This is a genomic window from Bacillus sp. IS1, from assembly GCF_032461585.1.
Lineage (GTDB): Bacteria > Bacillota > Bacilli > Bacillales > Bacillaceae > Bacillus > Bacillus velezensis.
Map to the genome: position 1 here is coordinate 105,042 of NZ_JAWCWR010000005.1, position 26,309 is coordinate 131,350.

Annotated in this window: 24 protein-coding genes and 1 riboswitch; of the genes, 3 read left to right on the forward strand and 21 right to left on the reverse strand. The window is 47.9% G+C overall.

The annotated features are described in order from the left end of the window. Positions 1-7: 7 nt before the first annotated feature. The 5 genes from RUW00_RS17405 to sdhC all read right to left on the reverse strand — a co-directional run bounded on the left by RUW00_RS17405 (position 8) and on the right by sdhC (position 3,968). A complete protein-coding gene (locus RUW00_RS17405; RefSeq protein WP_016938666.1) occupies positions 8-187 on the reverse strand; it encodes a helix-turn-helix domain-containing protein in 180 nt (59 codons plus the stop codon). Positions 188-307: 120 nt separating this feature from the next. Then, positions 308-745: an acyl-CoA thioesterase gene (locus RUW00_RS17410; protein WP_012118126.1), complete on the reverse strand. Its 438-nt coding sequence runs from the start codon at positions 743-745 to the stop codon at positions 308-310. A 59-nt stretch (positions 746-804) separates the two neighbouring features. Next, positions 805-1,563 carry a succinate dehydrogenase iron-sulfur subunit gene (sdhB, locus tag RUW00_RS17415; protein ID WP_003152575.1) on the reverse strand — a complete coding sequence of 253 codons (759 nt, stop codon included), beginning with the start codon at positions 1,561-1,563 and terminating at the stop codon, positions 805-807. 2 nt (positions 1,564-1,565) lie between these two features. Then, on the reverse strand, positions 1,566-3,326 hold the full coding sequence (gene sdhA, locus RUW00_RS17420) for a succinate dehydrogenase flavoprotein subunit (RefSeq protein WP_003152573.1): 1,761 nt from the start codon (positions 3,324-3,326) through the stop codon (positions 1,566-1,568). Between the two features lie 33 nt (positions 3,327-3,359). Then, positions 3,360-3,968, reverse strand: coding sequence for a succinate dehydrogenase cytochrome B558 (gene sdhC / locus RUW00_RS17425; RefSeq protein ID WP_003152571.1), 609 nt, complete (start codon positions 3,966-3,968; stop codon positions 3,360-3,362). 296 nt (positions 3,969-4,264) lie between these two features. On the opposite strand from sdhC, the gene RUW00_RS17430 reads away from it, so the two are divergent. Further along, positions 4,265-4,711: a YslB family protein gene (locus RUW00_RS17430; RefSeq protein WP_007612940.1), complete on the forward strand. Its 447-nt coding sequence runs from the start codon at positions 4,265-4,267 to the stop codon at positions 4,709-4,711. Between the two features lie 46 nt (positions 4,712-4,757). Here the strand turns inward: RUW00_RS17430 and RUW00_RS17435 are convergent, their stop codons facing one another. The 9 genes from RUW00_RS17435 to RUW00_RS17475 form a co-directional block, all read right to left on the reverse strand. Further along, the gene (locus RUW00_RS17435; RefSeq protein WP_032873773.1) at positions 4,758-5,987 is read right to left on the reverse strand and encodes an aspartate kinase; all 1,230 of its coding nucleotides are present in this window, start codon (positions 5,985-5,987) and stop codon (positions 4,758-4,760) included. A gap of 125 nt (positions 5,988-6,112) precedes the next feature. Then, a riboswitch (Lysine riboswitch) is annotated at positions 6,113-6,292 on the reverse strand. Positions 6,293-6,353: 61 nt separating this feature from the next. Then, a complete protein-coding gene (gene uvrC, locus RUW00_RS17440; RefSeq protein ID WP_280145358.1) occupies positions 6,354-8,126 on the reverse strand; it encodes an excinuclease ABC subunit UvrC in 1,773 nt (590 codons plus the stop codon). Between the two features lie 142 nt (positions 8,127-8,268). Next, positions 8,269-8,583, reverse strand: a complete 315-nt coding sequence (gene trxA / locus RUW00_RS17445; protein WP_003152560.1) for a thioredoxin — start codon at positions 8,581-8,583, stop codon at positions 8,269-8,271. Positions 8,584-8,736: 153 nt separating this feature from the next. Next, a complete protein-coding gene (locus RUW00_RS17450) occupies positions 8,737-10,227 on the reverse strand; it encodes an alpha-N-arabinofuranosidase (protein WP_280145359.1) in 1,491 nt (496 codons plus the stop codon). Positions 10,228-10,440: 213 nt separating this feature from the next. After that, positions 10,441-11,418 carry an electron transfer flavoprotein subunit alpha/FixB family protein gene (locus RUW00_RS17455; protein ID WP_021494410.1) on the reverse strand — a complete coding sequence of 326 codons (978 nt, stop codon included), beginning with the start codon at positions 11,416-11,418 and terminating at the stop codon, positions 10,441-10,443. A 31-nt stretch (positions 11,419-11,449) separates the two neighbouring features. Continuing rightward, positions 11,450-12,223: an electron transfer flavoprotein subunit beta/FixA family protein gene (locus tag RUW00_RS17460; RefSeq protein WP_007408121.1), complete on the reverse strand. Its 774-nt coding sequence runs from the start codon at positions 12,221-12,223 to the stop codon at positions 11,450-11,452. Between the two features lie 13 nt (positions 12,224-12,236). Beyond that, positions 12,237-13,016, reverse strand: coding sequence for an enoyl-CoA hydratase (locus tag RUW00_RS17465; RefSeq protein ID WP_015417952.1), 780 nt, complete (start codon positions 13,014-13,016; stop codon positions 12,237-12,239). Positions 13,017-13,029: 13 nt separating this feature from the next. After that, the gene (locus RUW00_RS17470) at positions 13,030-13,614 is read right to left on the reverse strand and encodes a fatty acid metabolism transcriptional regulator FadR (protein ID WP_007408119.1); all 585 of its coding nucleotides are present in this window, start codon (positions 13,612-13,614) and stop codon (positions 13,030-13,032) included. Positions 13,615-13,702: 88 nt separating this feature from the next. Then, a complete protein-coding gene (locus RUW00_RS17475; RefSeq protein WP_280145360.1) occupies positions 13,703-15,391 on the reverse strand; it encodes an AMP-binding protein in 1,689 nt (562 codons plus the stop codon). Between the two features lie 105 nt (positions 15,392-15,496). Here RUW00_RS17475 and RUW00_RS17480 point away from each other — a divergent pair, with 105 nt between their 5' ends. Further along, on the forward strand, positions 15,497-16,171 hold the full coding sequence (locus RUW00_RS17480) for a DUF2711 family protein (RefSeq protein WP_315956714.1): 675 nt from the start codon (positions 15,497-15,499) through the stop codon (positions 16,169-16,171). 138 nt (positions 16,172-16,309) lie between these two features. Here RUW00_RS17480 and RUW00_RS17485 read toward each other — a convergent pair whose 3' ends face one another. The 5 genes from RUW00_RS17485 to zapA all read right to left on the reverse strand — a co-directional run bounded on the left by RUW00_RS17485 (position 16,310) and on the right by zapA (position 21,725). After that, complete coding sequence (locus RUW00_RS17485; protein WP_003152541.1) at positions 16,310-16,714, reverse strand: DUF350 domain-containing protein; 405 nt, start codon at positions 16,712-16,714, stop codon at positions 16,310-16,312. Between the two features lie 16 nt (positions 16,715-16,730). After that, positions 16,731-19,088 (reverse strand): endonuclease MutS2, encoded by a 2,358-nt coding sequence (locus RUW00_RS17490; protein ID WP_015240335.1) that lies wholly within the window; start codon positions 19,086-19,088, stop codon positions 16,731-16,733. A gap of 20 nt (positions 19,089-19,108) precedes the next feature. Further along, positions 19,109-20,821: a DNA polymerase/3'-5' exonuclease PolX gene (polX, locus tag RUW00_RS17495; protein WP_280145362.1), complete on the reverse strand. Its 1,713-nt coding sequence runs from the start codon at positions 20,819-20,821 to the stop codon at positions 19,109-19,111. A gap of 105 nt (positions 20,822-20,926) precedes the next feature. Next, positions 20,927-21,460 (reverse strand): CvpA family protein, encoded by a 534-nt coding sequence (locus tag RUW00_RS17500; protein WP_021494414.1) that lies wholly within the window; start codon positions 21,458-21,460, stop codon positions 20,927-20,929. Positions 21,461-21,467: 7 nt separating this feature from the next. Next, a complete protein-coding gene (zapA, locus tag RUW00_RS17505; protein WP_007408114.1) occupies positions 21,468-21,725 on the reverse strand; it encodes a cell division protein ZapA in 258 nt (85 codons plus the stop codon). A gap of 133 nt (positions 21,726-21,858) precedes the next feature. Between zapA and rnhC the strand changes: the two genes are divergently transcribed. After that, positions 21,859-22,800: a ribonuclease HIII gene (gene rnhC, locus RUW00_RS17510; protein ID WP_280145363.1), complete on the forward strand. Its 942-nt coding sequence runs from the start codon at positions 21,859-21,861 to the stop codon at positions 22,798-22,800. Between the two features lie 36 nt (positions 22,801-22,836). Here the strand turns inward: rnhC and pheT are convergent, their stop codons facing one another. Then, the gene (pheT, locus tag RUW00_RS17515) at positions 22,837-25,251 is read right to left on the reverse strand and encodes a phenylalanine--tRNA ligase subunit beta (protein ID WP_280145364.1); all 2,415 of its coding nucleotides are present in this window, start codon (positions 25,249-25,251) and stop codon (positions 22,837-22,839) included. Between the two features lie 13 nt (positions 25,252-25,264). Beyond that, positions 25,265-26,299, reverse strand: coding sequence for a phenylalanine--tRNA ligase subunit alpha (gene pheS / locus RUW00_RS17520; RefSeq protein ID WP_003152530.1), 1,035 nt, complete (start codon positions 26,297-26,299; stop codon positions 25,265-25,267). Between the last annotated feature and the right edge of the window lie 10 nt (positions 26,300-26,309).

Here is a 26,309-nt window from a genome sequence, read left to right on the forward strand (position 1 = left end):
AGCCTTTTCAGGCTCTTTGTTTGCAACAGGTATGCATCTCATTTGAAATGTGATTCCGTACAGTTTTTTCACTGATAAATAGCTCGCTTGCAATTTCCTTTGTTGTCTTGTCTTGAACGAGCAATTCGAATACTTCTCTTTCTCTTTTGGTCAGCAGCGGCTTTGATTGAAAATCTTTCTCCTTCAAGTATTGTAACCCTCCTTGCTAAGGTGAGAGCGAATCTGAAACGAATGGGTTTATATAGTCAAGATATCATATGTAAAGGGCGCTTCGGAGGTGACGTCTCTTAGAGAAATAGTTATCCGTTCAGGCGAGCAGAATGCCTTTCTCCCGCTCCGTCCAGCTGACCGCTTTGCCGCTTTTCTTCGACACTTGAACCATAACGACGGAACCTGTAAAGCACGGCAGGCCCGACTCATTTTCTCCAAGGTAATGAAGGGTGACGGACGCATTTCCGGCAGCGCTTGCTTTCACATAAATCCGCAGATTTTCATACGGCATCACCTGACGCATATAGTCGCACTGCTGGCTTGCGACGACCGTCATCGTTTCCGAGTTTTGCGCCGTTATGCCTCGCTGTTTAAAATAAGCGATCCGTGCTTCTTCAAAATAGATGAAAGGGGTTACATTATTCATATGGCCGAACATATCCGTTTCTGAAAAACGAACCGATACTTCAGTAAAGAAAGAAAACGACTGTCTCCATTCTTCAAACGGAATATCAATATATTGCGGTTGTTTCATCATCTTCAGCTCCTTATAAAAAAACCTCTCCCGTACGGAAGAGGCTCTTTTTCTCTTTCTTATACTCTGTCGCTTCCGAAGAAATTACGGAATGCTTGTAAATTGGTATCTCTGTTCAAAGCAGCGATTGAAGTCGTAAGCGGAATGCCTTTCGGGCAGGATTGCACACAGTTTTGTGAATTCCCGCAATCTCCGAGGCCGCCGTCTGTCATTAACGCTTCTAAACGTTCTGCTTTGTTCATCGCGCCGGTCGGATGGGCGTTAAACAGACGCACTTGTGACATCGGGGCAGGCCCCATGAATTTCGACTTGCTGTTGACGTTCGGGCAGGCTTCGAGGCAGACGCCGCATGTCATGCATTTAGACAATTCATATGCCCACTGGCGGCGTTTTTCCGGCATTCTCGGCCCCGGCCCCAAATCGTAAGTTCCGTCAATCGGCACCCATGCTTTCACTTTTTTCAGTGAATCAAACATTCTGCTGCGGTCAACCTGAAGGTCACGGACAACCGGGAATGTTTTCATCGGCTTCAGACGGATCGGCTGTTCCAGCTTATCAATCAGCGCCGTACATGACTGGCGCGGTCTCCCGTTGATGACCATGGAGCAGGCGCCGCATACTTCTTCAAGACAGTTCATGTCCCATGCGACCGGAGTGGTTTTCTCTCCTTTTGCATTCACGGGATTTCTGCGGATTTCCATCAGGGCGGAAATCACGTTCAGATTCGGGCGGTAATTGATTTCGAATTCTTCATCGTATGGCGCGCTTTCGGGCGTATCCTGACGTGTAATGATAAACCGTATCTTTTTCTCACTCATGATTATTTCGCCACCTTCTTCTTCGAGTAGTCGCGTTTACGGGGCGCAATCAGTGATACATCGACATCCTGATATTCAAATTCCGGAGCTTCAAACGGACCGGCATGTTTAGCCATCGTCGTTTTGAGCCACTCATCGTCATTTCTTTCAGGGAAATCCGGTTTATAGTGCGCTCCCCGGCTTTCATTTCGGTTATATGCGCCGAGCGTGATGACTCTGGCAAGCTGAAGCATATTGGAGAACTGGCGGGTGAACATCGCCCCTTGGTTGCTCCATTTTGTCGTATCGTTGATATTGATTTTCTTAAAGCGTTCCATCAGCTCTTGGATTTTGTCATCCGTTTTCAAAAGCTTGTCGTTGTGGCGGACCACCGTGACGTTGGCCGTCATCCATTCTCCGAGCTCACGGTGAAGCACGTAGGCATTTTCGTCGCCGTCCATCTTCATGATATCGGCCCATTTTTCTTCTTCTTTTTTCACATAGGAATCAAATAATGAAGAAGACAGGTCTTCCGCTGATGTTTCAAGTCCGGAAACATATTTCACCGCATTCGGTCCGGCCACCATTCCTCCGTAGATGGCGGAAAGCAGAGAGTTCGCCCCTAAACGGTTTCCTCCGTGCATTGAATAATCACATTCTCCCGCCGCGAACAGTCCGCGGATGCTTGTCATCTGATCATAATCAACCCACAGTCCGCCCATTGAATAGTGAACGGCAGGGAAAATTTTCATCGGAAGCTTGCGCGGGTCATCGCCCATGAATTTTTCATAGATTTCGATAATGCCGCCAAGCTTAACGTCAAGCTCTTTCGGATCTTTGTGCGACAGATCGAGATACACCATGTTTTCACCGTTGATGCCGAGTTTCTGATTCACGCACACGTCAAAGATTTCACGTGTCGCAATATCCCGCGGCACGAGGTTTCCGTATGCCGGATATTTTTCCTCAAGGAAGTACCAAGGTTTTCCGTCTTTGTACGTCCAGACTCTTCCGCCCTCGCCGCGCGCCGATTCACTCATCAGACGCAGTTTATCGTCCCCCGGGATTGCTGTCGGGTGAATTTGGATAAATTCGCCGTTTGCATAATAAGCGCCCTGCTGATAAACGATTGATGCGGCAGATCCCGTGTTGATCATGCTGTTTGTTGATTTTCCGAATACGATTCCGGGTCCTCCCGTCGCCATAATAACGGCGTCAGAACGGAATGACTCGATTTGCATATTGGTCAGATTTTGGGCTACGATACCGCGGCACGTGCGCTCATCGTCAAGAACGGCGCCGAGGAATTCCCAGCCTTCGTATTTTGTGACGAGACCCGCCACTTCATATCTGCGCACCTGCTCGTCCAGTGCGTAAAGAAGCTGCTGACCCGTCGTCGCTCCCGCGTATGCGGTTCTGTGATGCTGTGTACCCCCGAAACGGCGGAAGTCCAAGAGCCCTTCCGGCGTTCTGTTAAACATAACCCCCATGCGGTCCAATAAGTGGATAATGGACGGCGCCGCTTCACACATCGCTTTTACAGGAGGCTGGTTTGCCAAAAAGTCGCCTCCGTATACCGTGTCATCAAAATGCTCAAACGGAGAGTCTCCTTCCCCTTTTGTGTTGACAGCTCCGTTTATCCCGCCCTGCGCGCAGACCGAGTGAGAGCGTTTGACCGGAACGATGGAAAACAATTTAACGGCCGTGCCTGATTCCGCTGCTTTAATTGTCGCCATGAGGCCGGCAAGACCCCCGCCGACTACGATAATGCTTGATTGACTCATGATAGCCCCTCTCCCTCTAGTAATCTAGTTCTCTTACACAAACGCAAAAATCGCTTTTAAACCTACGTATGAAAGCGCTAAAAATATAATCAGCGTCACGTAAGTCGAAATTCTTTGAGAACGCGGCGTGACCGTGATCCCCCATGTGACCGCAAAAGACCATAAGCCGTTTGAAAAGTGAAAAATGACCGATAAAACGCCTACAATGTAAAAGCCGAGCATAAACGGCGAGCTCAAAATATTCGCCATCATATCGAAGTTGACTTCAGCGCCCATCTGCGCGGCAATCCGCGTCTGCCACACATGCCAGCTGACGAAAATAAGGGTGAGAATACCAGTGACACGCTGAAGCACAAACATCCAGTTTCTGAAATAACTGTAGTGGCCAGCGTTGTTTTTCGCAGTAAATGCTATGTACACACCGTAAACCGCATGATAAATTAAAGGTAAGAAAATAATAAAAATTTCTAACGCATACCTGAACGGCAGACTGTCCATAAAGCCGGCCGCCTTGTTAAACGCATCCGCTCCCCTTGCGGCAAATTGGTTGACGACTAAATGCTGGATCAAAAAGATGCCGACCGGAATAACACCGAGCAAGGAATGCAATCTTCGAAAATAAAACTCTCTGTTCCCAGACATTACTTTACCCCCTGTTTGATTTAAGTGCGAAATGTACTAAAATCTCTGCCCCCACTTCGTTTCAATTGTAAGCACTTTATTAAAATTTATTGACAATTTCATTTTACTCCTCCCTCAAAAGGGCGTCAAGAAAACGTGTACATAAATTATAATTTTCGGAATTGATTATCTGGAGGGAAAATTTTATTTTCCTGCGATATCTTTCTCACATTTTTTCGCGTGTTTTATAGGATCATCCTGTAATCCTCCCCCCTGTTTAAGCTATAATAAACGAAGGAGAGAGGGGAATACATAATATGAAGAATAATTATGAAGCAGCTTTAGAACCTTTAACTGAACTCGACGTCAGCGCATACGGCTACGAATTAATCCGGGAAATCGTGCTTCCGGATATCCTCGGCCCGGAACATTCATCCATGATGTATTGGGCGGGAAAACGCCTCGCCCGCAAATTTCCTCTTCAATCGTGGGAAGAAATCCCCGCCTTTTTTGAAAAAGCCGGCTGGGGAACTTTGACAAACGCAGGATCAAAAAAACAAGAACTGGAATTTGAACTGGAAGGACCGCTCGTATCCAGCAGGCTCAAACATCAGAAAGAGCCTTGTTTTCAGCTTGAAGCCGGTTTTATAGCCGAACAGATTCAATTGATGAACGATCAGATTGCAGAATCTTATGAACAGGTAAAAAAGAGAGCGGATAAAGTCGTCCTGACCGTAAAATGGGATATGAAGGACCCTGTATAATTGAAAAAAGGCGGTGACTCCAAGTCCCGCCTTTTTGCCTGCCTGTTTATACGGCAGACGGCTGTTTAGAAAGCTCAAACGCATCATGAAGCGCTTCGACCGCTTTCACCATATCATTTTCACTGACAACCGCTGATACTTTTATTTCAGATGTGCTCACCATTTTGACTTGTACATTTTTTTCCGCCAGTACGGCAAACATGTCCGCGGCGACGCCGGGATTTGAAACCATGCCCGACCCGACAATAGAGACTTTCGCCAGTTTTCTTTCGGTTTCAATTTTTTCATAGTCAAGCGCGTTTTTATATTCTTCAAGCACGGCGACCGTTTGCGCGGCATCTTCCGTTTTCACTGAGAAAGAAATATCCGCTTCCCCATCGTCCGACTGAGTCTGAATAATAATGTCAACGTTGATGTTTCGTTTTGCCAGCGCGGTGAAGATTGTTGAAAGTGTTGTCAGTCCGCTTGCAAGGCCTGTAACGGACACCCTTGTGATCTGGTCTTCAAATGCAATTCCTCTGACGATTAAATTCTGCTCCATTGATGATTCCTCCTCAATTAATGTTCCAGCTTCATGTTCCGTGCTTGACCGCACTTCCAAAGGCACTTGGTAGTTTTTCGCGAACTCAACCGCCCGCGGGTGAAGAACACCCGCTCCTAGATTTGCAAGCTCCAGCATTTCATCATAAGAAATTCCCGCCAGTTTTCTCGCTGACCGGACATACCGCGGATCTGTCGTAAATACGCCCGGAACATCTGTATAAATGTCGCATTTATCCGCTTCCAGCGCTGCGGCAAGAGCGACCGCCGTCGTATCGGAACCGCCCCGTCCGAGCGTCGTGATGCCGCCGTCTTCCGTTACGCCCTGAAAACCGGCAACGACTGTGATTTTGCCTTCTGCAAGCTGCGAACGAATCGCCGTGATATCAATATCCGTAATTCTCGCATTGCCGTGAACGGCTTCCGTGCGGACACCCGCCTGCCAGCCCGTATAAGAGACGGCGTCATATCCTTTTTCCTGAAGCGCCATGGCCAAAAGCGAAATCGTGACCTGCTCTCCCGTTGACAAAAGCATATCCATCTCGCGTCTGCTTGGTTCAGATGTGATTTCAGCCGCGAGGTTAACGAGCGCGTCGGTTGATTTTCCCATTGCCGAAACGACGACTACGACATCATGGCCTTTTTGCTTTTCAGCAATGGCGCGATTTGCAGCATTTTGAATTTTTTCGGCAGAGCCGACGGAAGTGCCTCCGAATTTTTGTACGATAAGACCCATACTAGACCACCCTTTACATTTTGGTTCGTGCGGGTGAGGAGAAAAGAGCGTTTTGTCCACAATAAAAAAAGCAATGAGAGGAATAGCTCTCATTGCTTTTTCATATCATTACGATTGATTATGAACAACGAGATAGCCCTCCAAGAAAATGAATTCTTGACAGCCTTACATTTATTTAATGCAAGGCCAGCGAATCACACCGATGGGATGTGATACACTTCGGCGACGCTCCCCTTTCAGCCTTTTTCGCAGAATCCATCATTCTCCAAAGGCTTACTATTGAAGTTCGCACCTCTATCTTCACCATATAACACGATCTTATGAAATTAGTTCACATTCTAGCAGATTTTTCAGAAAAGCACAATACTATTTTTTTAATTGTTCAAACAGCAGCTGGGCCGCCGCGGCCGGCACACCGGCTTTTTTGATATCGTCAAGGCTTGCTTCCTTCATCTTTTTGACAGATCCGAAATGTTTTAAGAGCATTTTTTTGCGTTTTTCGCCGATTCCGGGGATATCATCCAGAACCGATTGAAAGACGCTTTTTCCCCGGATCTGTCTGTGAAAGCTGATCGCAAAACGGTGAACTTCGTCCTGAATGCGCTGAAGCAGGTAAAACTCTTGGCTGTTCCGCTCCAGAAACACCGGTTCAAGCGGGTCGCCGATTAAAAGGTTCGATGTTCGGTGTTTATCATCTTTCGCCAATCCCGCTACCGGGACATCAAGGCCGAGCTCATTCTCGAGCACATCGCGCGCCGCGTTAATCTGCCCTTTTCCGCCGTCAATGATGATTAAATCCGGCAGCGGAAGGTTTTCGCGGAGCACCCTCGTGTATCTTCTTCTGACGACTTCCCTCATTGAGCCGTAATCATCCGGCCCTGTTACGGTTTTAATTTTATATTTGCGGTATTCCTTTTTATTCGGTTTTCCGTCAATAAAGACAATCATGGCCGATACGGGGTTTGTGCCTTGAATATTAGAGTTGTCAAACGCTTCAATCCGGTGCGGCGTGTAAATATTCAGCGCTTCGCCGAGCCGTTCGGCTGCACCGATTGACCGTTCCTCATCCCGCTCGATTAACGAGAATTTTTCCCGCAGGGCGATTTTCGCATTTTTGTGCGCAAGCAAAAGCAGCTCTTTTTTCGGGCCTTTTTTCGGCTGATGCACGGCGGTTTCCAACAGCTCGCTGATCATGTCCCTGTCAACGCTGTCAGGCACCAGAATTTCCTTAGGCAGAAAGTGATTGTTTTTGGAATAGAACTGGCCGATGAAGGTCAGGAATTCTTCATCCGCTTCCTGATACATCGGAAACATGCTGACGTCGCGTTCGATCAGTTTTCCTTGGCGAATGAAAAAGACTTGGACGCACATCCAGCCTTTATCGTAGGCATATGCAAACACATCGCGGTCCAGAAGGTCATTCATGGTCATTTTTTGCTTCTCCATCGTCGATTCGATGTGAACAAGCTGGTCGCGGAATTCTTTAGCCCGTTCAAATTCAAGCTTTTCCGCCGCCTCTGCCATTTTCGCTTCGAGCTCTTTTTTGATTTCGTTATGCCCTCCCTTTAAAAAACGGGTGATGTCTTCAACAATCTCGCGGTTTGTCTCCTCAGATATATCCTTTACACATGGGGCGAGGCATTGTCCGAGATGATAATAAAGACAGACGCGGTCCGGAAGCTTTGAGCATTTCCTGAGCGGGTAAAGGCGGTCCAGCAGTTTTTTCGTTTCCCGCGCCGCCTGCACATTCGGATACGGGCCGAAATAGCGTCCTTTGTCTTTTTTGACATTCCGGGTGACAATCAGCCGCGGATGGCGTTCATGGGTGATTTTAATAAAGGGATAGGTTTTATCATCTTTCAGCATGACATTGTATTTCGGATCGTATTTTTTAATCAGATTCATTTCCAAAATAAGCGCTTCAAGATTGGAGGAAGTCACGATATATTCAAAGTCCTCAATCTCCGTCACAAGCCGTTGGGTTTTTGCGTCGTGAGAACCGGTGAAATAAGATCGCACCCTGTTTTTCAAGACTTTCGCTTTCCCCACGTAGATGACTGTTTTTTGACGGTCTTTCATTAAATAACAGCCCGGCTGATCGGGAAGGAGGGCCAGCTTTTCTTTCAGTTGTTTATTCATACGTTACCCTTCCTTACATTCATTTCTCGTGTCCATTCAGTGTATCACGAACATTTGTTTTTCTCCATTCTCAGCTTTTGGAAGATCAAAAAAGGCGATTCCCTTTCAAAGGAATCGCCCTGCCGTAACGGAAGCTTTCGGCTTACAGATGTTTGTTTACAAGCTCTTCAAGAGCTTCTTTCGGTTTGAAACCGACAGATGTTTCAACGACTTCTCCGTCTTTCAATACGAGAAGTGTCGGGATGCTCATGACGCCGTATTTACCGGCAGTTTCTTGGTTTTCATCTACGTCGATTTTGACGATTTTCAGTTTGTCTCCCATTTCTTGATCAAGCTCTTCAAGAACGGGCGCGATCATTTTACAAGGTCCGCACCAAGGAGCCCAGAAATCAGCCAATACGACACCTTCACTTGTTTCAGCTGAGAACGATTGATCAGTTGCTTTTACGATAGCCATTTTGTTATTCCTCCAATTGTCAAATGATGATTTTTAGTATAGCATCTCCCATTCGTTCATGCTAATTTAATGCTTATATTATTTTCTCCCGAATCCGCCGGAAATAATCTTTTTTATACAGTGTATTATAACCGGGCGGCGGGCGTTCAAAACTTAAGATGGACCCGCAGGCAGCGTGATTAATACAATCGCCATCGGAGGAAGCTCCGCCTCAAGTTTTCCGCCCTTTTGAGTAAACCCGGAAAACGGCTTCGGTTTGACGTTTTCCGGACTGCTGAATGTATTATGGGCATTCATTTTTTCCGCGTGCAGAATCGTTCCCGAAGGCTTCCCTGTCTTTTTCATGCCCCGCAGTTCAATCTTCACATCAGCTTTGTGCAGATGATCGATATTGCAAATGCTGATATGTATGTCTCCGTTTTGCTGTTTGGACGCTGAAATGCTGACTTGCGGGAGCCGGCCGTCATTCCTTTCGTACCCGGCTGCTTTTGTTTCTGAGGCTAAAAGAGAAGCGTCCTGATGCACCTTAAACATATCAAACACATGATACGTCGGCGTCAACAGCATTTCTTTCCCTTTTGTCAGGATCATTGCCTGAAGTACGTTGACGGTTTGCGCGATATTGGCCATCTGTACGCGGTCTGCGTGCTGATGAAAAATATGAAAATGCGTGGCGGCGACAAGGGCGTCGCGGATCGTATTCTGCTGATACAGAAAACCCGGATTCGTGCCTGGCTCAGGATCAAGCCACGTGCCCCATTCATCAATGATCAGCCCGACTCTTTTTTCGGGATCGTACTGATCCATGATGGCACTGTGCCTTGTGATCAATTCATCCATATGCGCCGCTTTTTTCATCGTGATGAACCATTCATCTTCCGTAAACTCCGTCGCTGATCCTTTCCCCTTCCAGAAGTCGCCCGGTATTGTGTAATAATGAAGGCTCAGCCCGTCCATGAGATCAGCGGCTTTTTTCATTAAAGTTTCAGTCCAGCGGTAATCGTCGACATTCGCGCCGCCGGCAATTTTATAGATTTCATTGCCGCTGTAATTACGGACATAGGTTTGAAAGTTTCTGTAAAGGTCGGCATAATAGTCAGGATGCATGTTTCCGCCGCAGCCCCAGTTCTCATTTCCTATTCCGAAATATTTCAGCTTCCACGGTTTTTCCCGCCCGCTTTCTTTCCTCCAGTCGGACATCGGCGTGCCCGCTTCAAACGTCATGTATTCAATCCAATCAGCCATTTCTTTAACCGTTCCGCTGCCGACGTTTCCGGCGATGTACGGTTCGCAGCCGAGCAGTTCACAAAGCATCATAAACTCGTGCGTGCCGAATTCATTGGAATCAATCGTCCCGCCCCAATGGGTATTCAGCATGGTTTTGCGTTTCCCTACGCCGTTTGCCCAATGGTATTCATCAGCAAAACAGCCGCCCGGCCATCTGAGGACGGGAATCTGAAGCTGTTTGAGGGCGGTGGCAACATCCGTCCTGACCCCGCCGGTATTCGGAATATCGGAATCTTTTCCGACCCAGATGCCCTCATATATGCCTCTTCCCAGGTGTTCCGCGAAATGTCCGTATATGTTTTTATTAATGGTTCCCCGTGTGATGTCGGTTTGAATGACTGCCGTATTGTGAGACAAACTTGATCACTCCTTTCCCTTAATAAGAATGAAAGCACTACAGCCGATCTATGTATCTGGAATGTATGCTGAATGGATAAGTTTGTAAGCGCTTTACAAAAGCTTATTACATTGGTTCGTACATGTCAATCTATTGTTTTATTAATATATAATTTGTACGAACCAATTAACACAAATCAAAACCCTCTGACAAATTAAGCCAGAGGGTTTTGATTATGAATGAATATTGGCATTTTTAAATTCCTGGGTCAGAAGCGGAACCACTTCGAACAAATCGCCGACAATTCCGTAGTCCGCTATTTTAAATATTTCCGCTTCTGGGTCTTTGTTAATGGCAACAATGACCTTACTGTTTGACATGCCCGCCAAGTGCTGAATCGCTCCGGAAATGCCGCAGGCGATATACAAATCCGGCGTGACGACTTTTCCCGTCTGGCCGATTTGAAGAGAATAATCGCAATAGTCCGCGTCACACGCGCCGCGTGAAGCGCCCACCGCTGCTCCGAGCACCTCGGCAAGTTCTTTTAACGGTTCAAACCCATCTTTGCTTTTTACACCGCGGCCGCCTGCTACGATAATTTTCGCTTCTGATAAATCCACGCCGTCCGCCGTTTTTTTGACTACTTCTTCAATGACTGTCCGCAAATCTGCCGGAGGCGCCGCAAGCTCTTCAATATCACCCGTCCGGTTCGCGTCTTTTTCTAATGCCTGAATATTATTCGGCCGAATTGTCGCCAAAATGAAAGGATCGGTTGAAATCACCTGTTCAAAGGCTTTTCCGGAATAAATCGGTCTTGTAAAAACGATGTTGTCTCCGGTAACGCTTACATCCGTGCTGTCTGAAATCAGCCCCGTTTCAAACCGGGCCGCAAGCTTAGGTGACAAATCTTTTCCCATAGAAGTGTGGCCGAAAATGACCGCATCAGGCTTTTCATTTTCGATCAAATCCCCGAGAACCGCGGCATATCCGTCCGCCGTATACTGAGAAAGCCCCGGCGCATCGGCCGTAAATACTTTGTCGGCGCCGTACTGAATGAGTTCTGATGCTGCATCAGCCGCGCCTTTTCCCATCAGCACGCCGATGACATCTCCTCCGCCGGAAATGGTTTTGCCTGCGGCTATGGCTTCAAAGGTGACGTTCCGTAAGGCGCCGTCACGAATTTCTCCGAGTACGATCACTTTTTTTCCCATTCTGACATCCCCCAGTTTCTTTAATATCGGTTTATACGACTTTGGCTTCTTTTCTCAGCAGTGACACAAGCTCTTTCGCCTGCTCAGCGGCTTCTCCTTCGATCAGTCTGCCCGCTTCTTTTTGCGGCGGCAGAAAACGTTCGATCGTTTTGAGCTTCGGTGCGGCATCATCTTCATCAATATCGAGATCATCGAGCTCAAGTTCTTCCAGCGGTTTTTTCTTCGCCTTCATAATGCCCGGAAGCGACGGATAGCGCGGCTCGTTTAAGCCTTGCTGTGCCGTGATGACTAAAGGAAGTGAGGTTTTAATGATTTCGGTATCCCCTTCGTTGTCTTTCTCTGCCACAGCTTCATCGCCGCTGATTGTCAGTTTTGTAATCGTTGTGACGCAAGGAATGTTCAGCAGTTCGGCAAGCCTTGGAGCCACTTGGCCGGAACCGCCGTCAATCGCGACATTTCCTCCGAGAATCAGATCATATTCCCGATCCTTGAAATAATGATATAAGATAGTTGAAATGGAGTATTGGTCAGGATCGCTCAGATCATCTTCAATATTGATTAACACCGCCTGGTCACAGCCCATCGCAAGGGCGGTTCTCAGTTCTTTCTCCGCATCTTCTCCGCCGACGGTTACAGCGGTAACGGTTCCGCCGTGCTCTTCTTTCAGCTGAATGGCTTCTTCAATGGCGTATTCATCATACGGATTAATGATAAATTCGGCTCCGTCCTCCTGAATCTTTCCTGCTTCAATGACGATTTTCTCTTCTGTGTCAAACGTCCGTTTCATCAGTACAAATAGATTCATAATCTTATCCCCTTTATCTTCGCCCACCGAATTGAGGCTTTCTTTTTTCGAGAAATGCCTGAATGCCTTCTTTTGCGTCATCTGATGCAAATGCTTCCCCAAAGCGCTTTGCTTCAAGCTTTAAGCCGCCGTCATAAGAATAGATCTTGTTTGAATAAAGGAGCTCAAGCAGATAAGCCATTGACTGCGGGCTTTTTTCCGCAAACTTGCCCGCGAGCGTTTTCGCCTTTTTCAGCAGCTCTTCCTCATGTTCGGCGCCTATCGTGACAAGGCCGAGGCTGAGTGCTTCTTCTCCGGTCACAGGTTCTGAAGTGCCGATCATTTCAAGCGCTTTCGCCGTACCGACGTACCGGGGAAGCCGCTGCGTCCCGGCAAAGCCCGGAATAATGCCGAGATTCAGCTCGGGCAGGCCGAGCTTTGCATCCAATGTAGCGATTCTGATATGGCAGGCCATGGCTAGCTCAAGACCGCCTCCGAGCGCAGCGCCGTGAATCGCTGCGATAACGGGCTTCGGAAACCCTTCAATTCTTTCCATCAGCTGCTGGCCTTTATCCGCCATGGCAGAAGATTGCTCAAGATTTTCAAGCGACGTAAATTCCTTTATATCGGCGCCCGCCGAGAAAAATTTTCCCTCACCGCGAATAATGATACTTCTGACGCTGTCATCCGTTTCACACCGGTCGAACAGACCGGACAACTCATCTAAAACCGCACCGGACAGCGCGTTGGCCGGCTGATGATTAATGGTGATCACCGCAACAGATTGTTCTACCGCCATCGAAAGGCTGTTCATCCGTCAACCCCCTTTAGTTTTGATGAATCCCTGACACCAACAGCTCCAATACCTTGTCTGACAAATCCGGAAGATCATATTTCTGATCGTTCATCACCCATGTTGTCACTGTTTCATCTATCGTCCCGAATATCATCTGCCGGGCGAGGCGGACGTCGAGATTGTCTTTCCATTCCCCCGACTTGATTCCTTCGGTCAAAATGGTGTCCAGCATGTTTAAATAACCTTTTAAAATATCATTGATTTTCAGGCGCAGCTTGATATTCGACTGTCTGAGCTCAAGCTGGGTCACAATCGCGAGGTGGCGGTCATTGCCGAGCAGTGTGAAATGCTGCTTAATAACGAGGGCGAGTTTTTCTTTTGCCGTCGTTTTTTCTTTCACTTCTTCTTCCATGCGTTCAATGAACTGGCCCATCTTTTCTTTAAAAAGAGAAATGAGTATATCCTCTTTGTTTTTGAAATATAAATAGATGGTGCCGTCCGCAACGCCGGCCTGCTTGGCGATTTTGGACACCTGTGATTGGTGATAGCCGTTTTCCGCTATGACTTCTACTGCTGCATCAATAATCTGCATATACTTTGGCCGTTTTTGGTTCAATGTCATCGTTCCTTCCTTCGATAAATGAATGACTATTCATTCATAACTTCATGATAAAAAGGAATCCGGATTTTGTCAAGTTTTTCTTTTAAGGCACCTTGTTTTCACGGGAAGCATCTTCCTCTTCGACTAAACGCCTTCTTAATATTTTTCCGACGGCCGTTTTCGGAAGCTCTTTTCTGAATTCGTAAAGCTTCGGGACTTTGTACGGCGCAAGCCGCTCTCTTGCAAACGCATCAAGCTCATCGGCATCTGCCTCGGCGCCTTTTTTCAAAACGATAAATGCTTTCACCGTTTCCCCCCTGTAGGAATCAGGGACGCCCGCTACGACGATTTCCTGAACGGCTTCATGCTCATAAAGCGCCTCTTCCACCTCCCGGGGGTAAATGTTGTATCCGCCGGCAATGATGATGTCTTTTTTCCTGTCGGCGATGTAGAAAAATCCTTCCTCATCCATATACCCCATATCACCGGTAAACAGCCAGCCGTCTCTGATGACACGCGCCGTCTCCTCCTGCTTATTCCAGTATCCTTTCATGACCTGAGGACCTTTTACGATCAGCTCGCCGTGTTCATACGGCCCCGCAAGCCCGCCTTTTTCTTCTGAATAGATTCCGGCGTCGGTATTGGGCCAGGGACAGCCGATGCTGCCTGGTTTATTTTTTCCCCAAATGAAGTTTGAATGGGTAACCGGTGATGCTTCGGATAATCCGTAGCCTTCCACAAGCTTTCCTCCGGTCACTTTTTCAAATTTCTGTTTGACCTCAACCGGAAGCGCCGCTGAACCGCTCGGACAGCTTTCAATGGAGGACAAATCATACTTATTCAGCTCCGGGTGATGCAACAGCCCGATGTAAATCGTCGGTGCCCCGGGAAAAACCGTCGGCTTCAGCCTGTCGATTGTTTTCAGGGTATCCAAAGGATTAAATTTAGGAAGAAGGATCATTTCACATCCCTGCATAATGGAAAAATTGAGCACGGCGGTCAATCCGTACACATGAAAAAAAGGCACGATGCCGAGCACCTTTTCGGCTCCCTTTTTCATTTTGTACATCCAGGCGGCGCACATTTCTGTATTGGCCTGAATGTTCCGGTGTGTGAGCATGACGCCTTTCGGATAGCCGGTTGTTCCGCCCGTGTATTGAAGCACGGCGATGTCATGCGCAGGGTCAATATCAAATCGCTCCGCTTCCTCCGCTCTTTCGTTTTTTAAAATATCCGCTAATTTGTGAATTTGTTCGCAGCCGTCATAATCAATATGCACCTGTTGTTTTTGCATGAGCGTATACAGCATATTTTTCGGAAACGGCAAAAAGTCTTTTATACTTGTTGTAATAATGCGTTCGACGAGTGATAACGTTTTCATTTTTATCACCTTCGGAAACAGCATATCGAGGGTGATGATCACGCGCGGCGCACTGTCTTTCAGCTGATACTCAAGCTCGTGTTCCGTGTAGAGAGGATTGGTTTGAACGACAATGCCGCCGGCAAACAATACGCCGTAAAAAGCGATGACCGACTGCGGGCAATTGGGCAGCATAATGGCGGCTCTGTCACCTTTTTTCAGGCCTGTTTTACGTAAAAAAGCGGCCAGCTTTAACGAATCTGTGAGAACGTCTTGGAATGTGAGTTTTTTTCCGAGAAAATAAATGGCGGTGTGGTTCGGGAATTGAGCTGCGGAGTTTGTCAGATTGGATGGCAGGGTTTGATCGGTAAATTCAAGCTCATGCGGAATCTCTTCGGGATATTGAGAAAGCCATGGCTTTTCAGACTGCATAATACCTCTCCCTTCTGTTTTCCTATACGCTATTATTATAGCAGAAGGGTGATTGGAATTGGAAAGCGTTTCATGTGAAATTTCGAGTCTCAGGAGGTGTTGAGTTTGCTGGAAACGCTGCATTTTGAAGAGGGAGTTCCTATCCTGCGCCAGCTGCCGAAGCCGTTTACGTCGGCCGCCTTTTTGCTTCATCCCTTTGTCCGGATGCCGGATGGGTGGGAAGAGCAAAAGCGCAAACGGCCTTATGAACATATGTATCCGAGTGATGAGGAGATCATCGCGATGGGCAGCCCCGTTTCCTGGCAAACCGTCATGACCGTTTGCGGATTGCGCTCTGAAAAAGAGACAGCGCTTGCGCTTATGACCGCTGTCACGGCACTGCGGGAGGAATATGCACTTCCTGAATCCGCCAGGCTGTTTAATCGGCTTCATCCCGATCTATACTTGCCGAGCGATGATGTCACTTCACCATTTTTAATTCCGGGACTTTTGGATGTGTTCCGTTCAAAAGGCATAAAGCGCTGCACTTATTATGAGCCGGTCGAAGAGAAAGGCATATTTTCACTCAATCAAACGGCGGCTTCGGATGTATGCGGACTGCTGCGGGCTGACATGATCATTGCCGACGAAAAACGGCGCGCCGCTTTTATGAGCATATATGATTCTTTTACGACACTCTTTCTCATGGAAGAACAAGACATGCCATCTGTCATCCGCGCCATGAGTTGGGAAGCCGTCATTTGCTCCGATACGGCCTGCATAAACTGGTATTCTCAATAAAAAAGGCCGCCGATTTTAGTTCGGCAGCCTTTTTTCAGTATTAAGATGTCATGACCAGATAAATAAGTCCGATGAACAGAAAAATTCCCGCTGCCGACAGCAGCACTTTCGCAAGCTTCTCCATTTTTCCCCGTCCCCTTAAATCCCGGCGGCCACCACAAATGACAGGCCGACTGAGATGACAAATGAAATAAAGCCGACAGCTCTGTTATCTTTTTCAATTTCTTTATCAATTTTAAACCGGGGCGTCAGAAATTCAAAGATAAAATAGCTGATTAAAAGCATAATAAATCCGTATACGCCCCAGCCGATCATTTGCAAAAGCGAATTATGCTGGGCGATGCTGTGCTGAAAGACATTTGCGATACCGAGAATTTTCCCTCCGGTCGCCATTGCCACCGCAAGATTGCCTTTTTGGATTTCCACCCAGTTTTTATAGGATGTCACCAATTCAAACACGGTCAGAAAAATGACGAGACACAAGACGGCTACACTGTAATAAGCCGCGATTTCAACAAGCTCATTTTCCCAAAAAGCATTCATGACGTTTACTCCCTTTTTATTTTAGTTCGACAATCGTTACGCCTGATCCTCCTTCTCCCGCTTCCCCGAACCGCGAGCTTTTCACGCTGCGGTGGTTTTTCAGAAGATCCTGCACCCCTTTTCGGAGGGCGCCCGTGCCTTTTCCGTGAATGATGGACACTCTCGGATAGCCGGCAAGCACCGCGTCATCTAAATATTTTTCGACGCGGCTGAGGGCGTTTTCGTAACGCTCTCCCCTGAGGTCAAGTTCAAGGGATACGTGATAATCCTTCCCTTTTACGGCGGTGATTGCTTTTTCTTTTTTCGGTTCAGGAGCCGATTTGAGAAACTCAAGATCTTTTTCCTTCACCTTCATTTTGAGGATGCCGATTTGAACGTTCCATTCTTTCTCGCCGGTTTTTTCAAGCAGCGCCCCTTTTTGTCCGAATGTGAGCACCTTTACTTCGTCGCCCGGCTTCAGCTCGCGTTTTTTCTCTGTTTTTCTTTCCGGCTGCTTTGATTTTTCAAAAGCCGGCATCGCGTCTCCGAGGCGTTTTTTGGCGTCAATCAGCTCGTGTTCCTTAAAGGATCTGTGTTCTTGCTTGATGGACCGGAGTTCGCGGATAATCTGTTCGGCTTCATTTGCGGCGGCTTCCAGTTTTTCCGCAGCTTTCTGCTCGGCTTCTTCCATCATTTTATCTTTTTGGGCGTTCAGCTCAATGATTTGCTGCTGAAGCTCTTTGTGCAGTTTTTCTGCTTCTTTTCTGATTGATTCGGTTTCAGAAAGCTCTTCATCCGCTCTTTTTTTGCTTTTTTCAAGCGATGCGATCATCAGATCGACTTCGTTATGTTCGGCGGTCATTTCTGACTTCGCCTGGCCGATGATATGCTCCGGAAGCCCAAGGCGTCTTGAGATTTCAAATGCGTTGCTTCGGCCCGGCACTCCGATCAGAAGCTTATAGGTAGGCGAAAGCGTTTCAATGTCAAATTCAACGCTGGCATTCATGACGCCTTGTCTGTTATATCCGTATGCTTTCAGTTCCGGATAATGGGTTGTCGCAAGCACTCTGGCGTTTGTCCGGTGAACTTCGTCAAGGATGCTCATGGCAAGCGCCGCCCCTTCCTGCGGATCTGTTCCGGCACCGAGTTCATCAAACAGCACAAGACTGTTTTCAGATACGTCTTTTAAAATATTGACGATATTGACCATGTGGGATGAGAACGTACTCAGACTTTGTTCGATCGACTGTTCATCGCCGATATCGGCAAACACATTGTCAAATACGGCTGCTTCCGATCCCTCATCAGCCGGTATGTGTAATCCTGCCTGCGCCATAATCGTCAGCAGCCCGAGTGTTTTTAACGTAACGGTTTTACCGCCCGTATTCGGCCCCGTGATAACGATCGTTGAATAATCTCCGCCCAGTTCAATATCGTTGGCCACGACTTGATCTTGGGGCAGCAGCGGATGGCGCGCTTTTTTCAGCCGGATAAAGCCGTCTCCGTTCATGAGTGGTTTTGTCGCCTTCATCGCTTTTGCGTATCTCGCTTTGGCGAAAATGAAATCCAGTGTCTGCAGCACTTCCACATTTTGAGCGATTTCTTGTGTGTGTTCAGCCGTATGCTCCGTCAGCATTCGAAGAATCCGTTCGATTTCCTGTTTTTCTTTTACTTTCGCCTGCTGAAGCGAGTTGTTCATATCTACGATCGCCTGCGGTTCAATAAACAGTGTCGCACCGGATGAAGATGTATCGTGGACAATTCCGCCGTAGCTTGATCTGTATTCCTGTTTGACCGGGATGACAAAGCGGTCATTCCGAATCGTAACGATGGTGTCAGACAGCATTTTAGAAGCGGAAGATGAACGCAGCATCGATTCAAGCCGGTCTCTGACTCTTGATTCAAGCGTCCTGAGCTGCGTGCGGATTCCCCTTAAAGCGGGAGACGCATGATCAAGCACTTCACCATGGTCATCAATGCAGGAGTTAATCTCCCTTTCCAAATCGCCTAATGTAATCAGCTCTTCTGCATGGGCCTGTATCAGCGGAATGCCGACGCCGTCTTCTGTCATTTGGCTGATAAAATGCTTCATTTGTTTAACGGCATACAGCAGCCCTGACAATTCGGTGAATTCCGCCGGCGTCAGCACACTGCCGATTTCCGCCCGCCGTAAAGCGGATCTTATGTCGGTCAGGCCGCCGAACGGAGCATGGCCTCTCAAACGCATGACCGCGGATGCTTCTTCGACTTCATCCAGCTGTTTTTGGATGTCTGAGAGATCCGTCAAAGGTTTCAGCTGCAGAAGCTTCTCCCGGCCGAGCGATGAGGCGGCATGTGCGGTAATCTGTTCTTTTACTTTATGAAATTCAAGTGATGATAACACTTTTTGCTGCACGGTTTTGTGATCCTCCTTACTTAATCATTGCGCGTCAGAAATGCTTTGACCTCGTGTAGCGGCCGGGCGTTTAACACATGTTTTGTCTCCGTCCACCCTTTGCGCGCAGCGGTCACGCCCGTTTTCATATCATCGAGCATCTCGATATTATGGGCATCGGTATTAATGACCAAAGTCACACCTTTTTCATTTGCTTTGATCAGATGCTCAGTCCGTAAATCGAGGCGCGCGGGGTTTGCATTCAGTTCAAGCGCCGTATTTGTTTTGGCGGCGAGTTCAATCAGCATGTCGATGTCGACTTCATAGCCGGCCCGTCTGCCGATCAGGCGGCCCGTCGGGTGGGCGATAATGTCCACGTGCTTATTCGTCAGCGCCTGTTCAAGCCGTTTCATAATGACATGCTCCGGCTGGCTGAAGCTTGAATGAATAGATGCGATGACAAGATCCATTTCAGACAGAACACTGTCATCATAATCAAGCGAACCGTCGGGGAGAATGTCCATTTCTACGCCTTTAAAAATATGAAAATTTTCAAATTCAGCATTTAACGCGTCAATTTCTTCCGCCTGTTTTTTGAGCCGTTCGGCCGTTAACCCGTTGGCTACCTTTAAATATTGGGAATGGTCGGTAATCGCCATGTACTGATAGCCTTTTGCCATACAAGCTTCTGCCATTTCTCTGATGGAAAAAGCGCCGTCACTCCAGGCTGAGTGCATGTGGAGATCGCCTTTTATCGCTTTATGCTCCACAAGGTCCGTTTCTTCCCGGTACGTGTCGACCTCCTGCCCGCTTTCTCTGAGCTCAGGAGGAATAAACGGCAGACCGAAGTGGGCGTAAAACGCTTCTTCGCTCGGGAATGTTTTGACGTCTAACGTTTCTATAGTTTCTACTCCGTATTCACTGATCCGTTCACCGTGCTCTTTTGCCAGCTGGCGCATTTTAATGTTGTGATCTTTAGAACCGGTAAAATGATGCAGTGTGGTGGCAAACTGTTCCTCTGTCACAAGCCGGAAATCCACACTTGTCTCATATTCAAAGGTCAGGATGACTGATACTTTTGTATCCCCGCTCGCTATCACGTCTTTTACGTTCGGGAGAGAAAGAAGCTGTTCTCTGACAGCCTCCGGATGATCTGTAGCGATAATGTAATCCAGATCTTTTACGGTTTCCCGCGCTCTTCTGAGACTGCCGGCCCGGGAATATTTCTGAATATCCGTCAGCCGGGCCAAATGTTCTTCAATTACTGAAGCAATGCCGAGCGCATAACCGATCGGAAACCGTTCCGGCTGTTTTCCGGCTTCTCCGAGAGCCTGGAGGATTTTCTCCTCCGTTTTTTTGCCGAAACCGGCGAGCCCCTGTACTTTTTGCTGCTCGCATGCTTCTTTCAGCGATTCCGCGTCATGAACGCCCAGTTCCTGATACAGCTTGGCAATTTTTTTGCCGCCGAGGCCCGGAAGCTTCAAAAGAGGAACCAAGCCTTCCGGAACTTCTTTCTGCAATTGGAGAAGCGTGCCGGACACACCTTCCTGCATATATTCACGAATGACGCCGTAGGTGCCTTTTCCGATTCCGGATAAAGACATCATGTCGTCGATTTCCGACAGGCTGCGGTCATCCTGCTCAAGCGCCGCTGCCGCTTTTCGGAAGGCTGATATTTTAAACGGGTTGTCCCCTTTCAGTTCCATATAGACCGCAATCGTTTCAAGCAGCCTGATGATATCTTTTTTATGCATACTGTTAACCCCCAGTCGTTTCCTGCTTTTCATCATACAAATTTTTCTCCTCCGGCACAACTGACGCAGAGCTTGAAAAAAACTTCTCCGGTCAAGAGAAGTTTTTTATGCCCCGTACTGGGCCCACAGTTCTTGCAGGAGCCCTGACAGATACGGCGTATGATGTGTGATGATATTTGCAAGCGTCGATTGTGCGAGCATATCCTGAAGTGCGCTTACCGGCAGTACGGATGCGACGTATAACAGGATAAACGCAAATAAATAGACTTCCAGAAACCCAAGCACCCCGCCCAGCAGTTTGTTGATCTGTTTAATGACCGGAATGCTGGCGATGATATTAAGCGCCGCTCCGATAATCCGGAGCAGAATCTTTGCGATGATAAACAAAATGACAAACGCGATCGCGTTGTAATAAGCCGTCTCTACGTTTCCTTTAATAAAAGACAGAGCCGCCTGCCCGCCGGAAAAATCAGGCGCGGGTATAAAGCTCAGATGCGGGGCCAGGCTTTTGTAAAAAAGCGCCGCAAACGCAATTGAGAGGATGAAACTCGTTAAATATATAAATTGGAGGATAAATCCTCTTTTTAATCCAAGCAATGTGCCCATTAAGAGCAGAACTAAGATGATGATATCTATCATATGGTGTTCATTCCTTTTCTTTAAGCTGCCGCTCCAGTATTTCATATTTTTCTTGCAGTTTCATATAATCATGCACAACATTGACCGCAGTCAATACAGCGAGCTTATTTATATCAAGATATGGATTTTTCTCGTTGATTTCTCTCATTTTATCATCAACCACTCCGGCCACATGACGCATGTGCGCTTTGCTTTCTTCCCCGATAATGGTGAAGTGCTGGCCGTAAATGTTTACTGTCGTTTTGGTTTTTTTGCCGTCAGACAACGTTTCTCCTCCATTCCGCGAGAATCCTAGTTCCTATCATACCACGATTATCGTTTGAATGGAAAGACGAGCCTCGGGCTGTTATGATACACTGGTATATACAGTGAAAAGTGCCAAAAAAGGAGATTATATCGTGTCCCATTCTGTTATAAAAGTATCCGCTTCCGCTATGGAACAAATGAAACAATCCTATGCCGGCTCCCTTACTCCCGCCGTTCCGCAGGGCGCCGTCTTCCAGGCTAAGCCTCCGGGCTGTACCATTACAGCCTACCGCTCGGGCAAGGTTCTCTTTCAAGGAAAAAACGCCGGCACAGAAGCGGCCCGCTGGGGAACGGCTGAGGCTTTGAAAGCAAAGAAAACCGTCAAAAAAGCGGCCGACCCGCTCTACGCTCCCCCGGCGGGCATTGCCTCCATGTCAGTGATCGGCTCTGATGAAGTCGGAACAGGCGATTACTTCGGGCCGATAACGGTTGCCTGCGCCTACGCCGACAAAACAAAGCTCTCTTTAATGAGAGAACTCGGTGTGAAGGATTCGAAGGATTTAAAAGATCCGCAGATTATTGAAATCGCCAAACTGTTAATTAAAACCATTCCTTACAGCCTGCTTGTGTTAAAAAACGAAAAATACAATCAGATGCAGGAAAAAGGCATGAGCCAAGGAAAAATGAAGGCGCTCCTTCATAATCAGGCGATTTCCAATCTGCTGAGAAAAATGAACGGCGTTAAACCGGAAGCGATTTTGATTGACCAATTCGCAGAGCCCGGCATTTATTTTAAGCATCTTTCCGGACGGGATATCGTAAAAGAAAAAACGTTTTTCAGCACGAAAGCGGAAAGCATACATCTTTCCGTCGCCGCAGCCTCTATCATTGCGCGATATTCTTTCTTAATTGAAATGGATAAGCTTTCGCGTGAGGCTGGGATGACGATTCCAAAAGGCGCGGGGCCGCACGTCGATGAAGCTGCCGCCAAGCTGATCATCAATAAGGGAGAAGGTGCGCTCAGAACGTTCACTAAACTTCATTTTGCCAATACGCAAAAAGCGAAACGCCTTGTTGAACGGAAGCGGTCATAGTAAAAAAGCTTGCAGAGTGATCTGCAAGCTTTTTCTTTATCCTCTTAATACGGCCTGATACGTTTCTTCCAGCGCTTTCAGCACGTTTTCATGTACTTTTGTCACTTCTTCTTCTGTCAATGTTTGTTCAGGGTTAACATATTGGAGCGAGAAGGCGACGGATTTTTTGCCTTCTTCCATATGCTCACCTTCGTACACATCAAATACGGTGACTTCTTTCAGCAGCGCGCCGCCGGCTTCTTTGATCACGGCTTCGAGCTGTCCGCTTGTAACGGTTTTATCTGCCACAAGCGCAATGTCGCGCGTGACGGACGGGTACTTCGGAATCGGCGTATACACGACAGGTTCTGTTTCCTCGGTCAGAAGCGCGTGCAGATCAAGCTCGAACACATACGTTTCTTTGATATCCAGCTCTTTTTCCATTGCCGGATGCACCTGGCCGATAAATCCGGCAAGCGAACCGTTCAATAGAATGTTTGCCGTCCGGCCGGGATGCATGTTTTTGCGTTCTGACTGGACAAATTCAACCCGGTCTGACACATTCAATTGATGCAGCAGGCCTTCAACGATTCCTTTGGCGACGAAGAAATCAACCGGCTTTTTCTCACCCTGCCATAAATTTTTGCGCCACAATCCGGTTACAGCTCCGGCAACCCGTTCTTTTTCAACCGGTTTTGTGTTTTCTTCTTTCGTCAGAAATACAGAACCCGTTTCATATAAAGCAACGGAATCAGTCTGTCTGGCCAGATTGTATGAAACGGCTTCAAGAAGATTCGGCACAAGGCTGTGTCTGAGAATGCTCCTTTCTTCGCTCATCGGCAGAGCAAGCATCGTGTTGAATGATTTTTCGATCGCAAAAGCGGCCGCTTTTTTATCATTCGTTAATGAATAAGTGGTCGCTTGTGAAAGACCCGCTCCTTCAAGGAAACGTCTCACTTTCCGGCGTTTTGCCTGATACGGTGTCAAGCCGCCTGTCGTGCCGGCCGTTTCCGGAAGCGTGGACGGAATATTGTCATACCCGTACAATCTCGCCGCTTCTTCAATCAGGTCTTCTTCTATTCTAATATCTCCGCGGCGCGACGGCACCGTTACGACGAGAACGCCTTCAGCTTCACCGACTGCAAACCCGAGGCGCTTGTAAATGCTGATGATTTCTTCTTTAGCGATTGTCATGCCGAGCACGGCGTTCACTTTTTCAACAGACACGTGAATATTGTTTGCTTCGATTGTCAGATGGTTTTCTTCAACCGTGCCTGAGAGCACTTCTCCGCCGGCATATGCCTGAATGAGACTGCAGGCCCGTTCAGCCGCCAGCAGAACGCGTGCCGGATCAATGCCTTTTTCATATCTGGCGCTCGCTTCGCTTCTCAGCCCGAGGTCTCTCGACGCTTTGCGGACGGTCTGTCCGTCGAAATAAGCGGCTTCCAGTAAAATCGCAGTGGTGTCTTCACGGACTTCAGACTCAGCTCCGCCCATGACTCCCGCAACGGCTTGCGCTTTTTTTCCGTTTGTGATGACCAAATGGCTGCTTAACAGCTTGCGCTCTTGTTCATCCAGCGTCACGATGGTTTCATTTTCCGCCGCTTTTCTGACGACGACCTCTTTTGAACCGAACCGGTCGTAATCGAAAGCGTGAAGCGGCTGTCCGTACTCAAGGAGGACGAAGTTTGTAATGTCCACGACGTTATTATGCGGGCGGATGCCTGCATTCATCAGCTTCGTCTGCATCCAAAGCGGTGACGGGCCGATTTTGACGTTTTTAATGATTTTTGCGGCATAATGCGGATTGGCCTGCGTATCTTCAACCTTAACGGAAACAGCATCCGCCGCTTTTTCTGCCGCTTTTTCATATGAAGCCTCCGGAAGTTTTACCTCTGCGCCGAGGATAGCCGCAACTTCATAAGCCACGCCAAGCATGTTCATCGCGTCGGCGCGGTTCGGCGTTAAGCCCAATTCTAAAATCGCATCATCAAGCTGAAGGGCCGCCATTGCGTCAGCTCCCGTTTCAGCATCATTCGGAAAAACGAAAATGCCTTCCGCATATTCTTTCGCCACGAGCTTGCTTTCAATGCCGAGCTCCTGAAGGGAACAGATCATGCCGTGAGACGCTTCGCCGCGCAGCTTGGCTTTTTTAATTTTGAAATTGCCGGGAAGTACGGCTCCGACCGTTGCAACGGCAACCTTCTGTCCTTTATCAACATTCGGGGCGCCGCAGATAATCTGCACGGGTTCCTCCGCACCGATATCAACAAGGCATTTGTTGAGTTTGTCGGCATTCGGGTGCTGTTCGCGCTCAAGCACGTGTCCGATGACAACGCCTTTTACGCCCTCCCCTTTATACTCGATACCCTCAACTTCAATACCGGCTCTCGTAATTTTTTCTGCAAGCACGGCCGGGTCGATTCCCTGCAAGTCAACGTAATCTTCTAACCATTTATAAGAAACAAACATGTGTATCCTCCTCTTACGCCTGTTTAAACTGCGAAATGAATCTGACATCATTGGTATAGAAATGGCGGATATCTTCAATGCCGTATTTCAGCATCGCGATACGTTCCACACCCATTCCGAAAGCAAAACCCTGGTATTCCTCAGGATTGAATCCGGCCATCTTCAGCACGTTCGGGTGAACCATGCCGGCGCCGAGAATTTCAATCCAGCCTGTTTTTTTGCAGACGGAGCAGCCTTGTCCGCCGCACTTAAAGCAGGTCACATCCACCTCGACAGAAGGCTCTGTGAATGGGAAAAAGCTCGGACGGAGCCTGATTTCACGATCTTGGCCGAACATTTTTTTGGCGACCAATTCAAGCGTGCCTTTCAGGTCGCTCATGCTGATTTTGCGGTCGACGACGAGACCCTCAATCTGCATGAACTGATGGGAATGTGTCGCGTCATCGTTGTCGCGGCGATACACTTTACCGGGACAAATGATTTTGACGGGGCCTTTTCCTTTATGCTTTTCCATCGTGCGCGTCTGCACCGGTGACGTCTGCGTTCTCATCAGCATTTCTTCTGTAATGTAAAAGCTGTCCTGCATGTCGCGGGCCGGATGTTCCTTCGGCAGGTTCAGCGCCTCAAAGTTGTAATAATCCGTTTCCACTTCAGGGCCTTCTTCGACGGTATATCCCATTCCGATAAATAAATCTTCAATTTCTTCAATAACGACCGTCAGCGGATGGCGTCCGCCGATGTTTACCTGACTGCCCGGCAATGTGACGTCAATCGTCTGGCTGCTGAGTTTTTTATTCATCTCTTCTTGTTCAAGCTGTTCATTTTTCGCCGTAATGGCTGCTGCAATGCGCTCTCTCACTTCATTGGCGAGCGCTCCCATTTTCGGGCGCTCTTCGGCGGACAGTTTGCCCATGCCGCGGAGAACTTCTGTAATCGGCCCTTTTTTTCCGAGATATTGCACCCGAATGTCGTTAACTTCTTTTAATGAACCCGCCGCTTCTACTTTTTCTGCAGCTTCCAGTTCGAGCTGTTTAAGCTTCTCTTCCATCATGCATCCT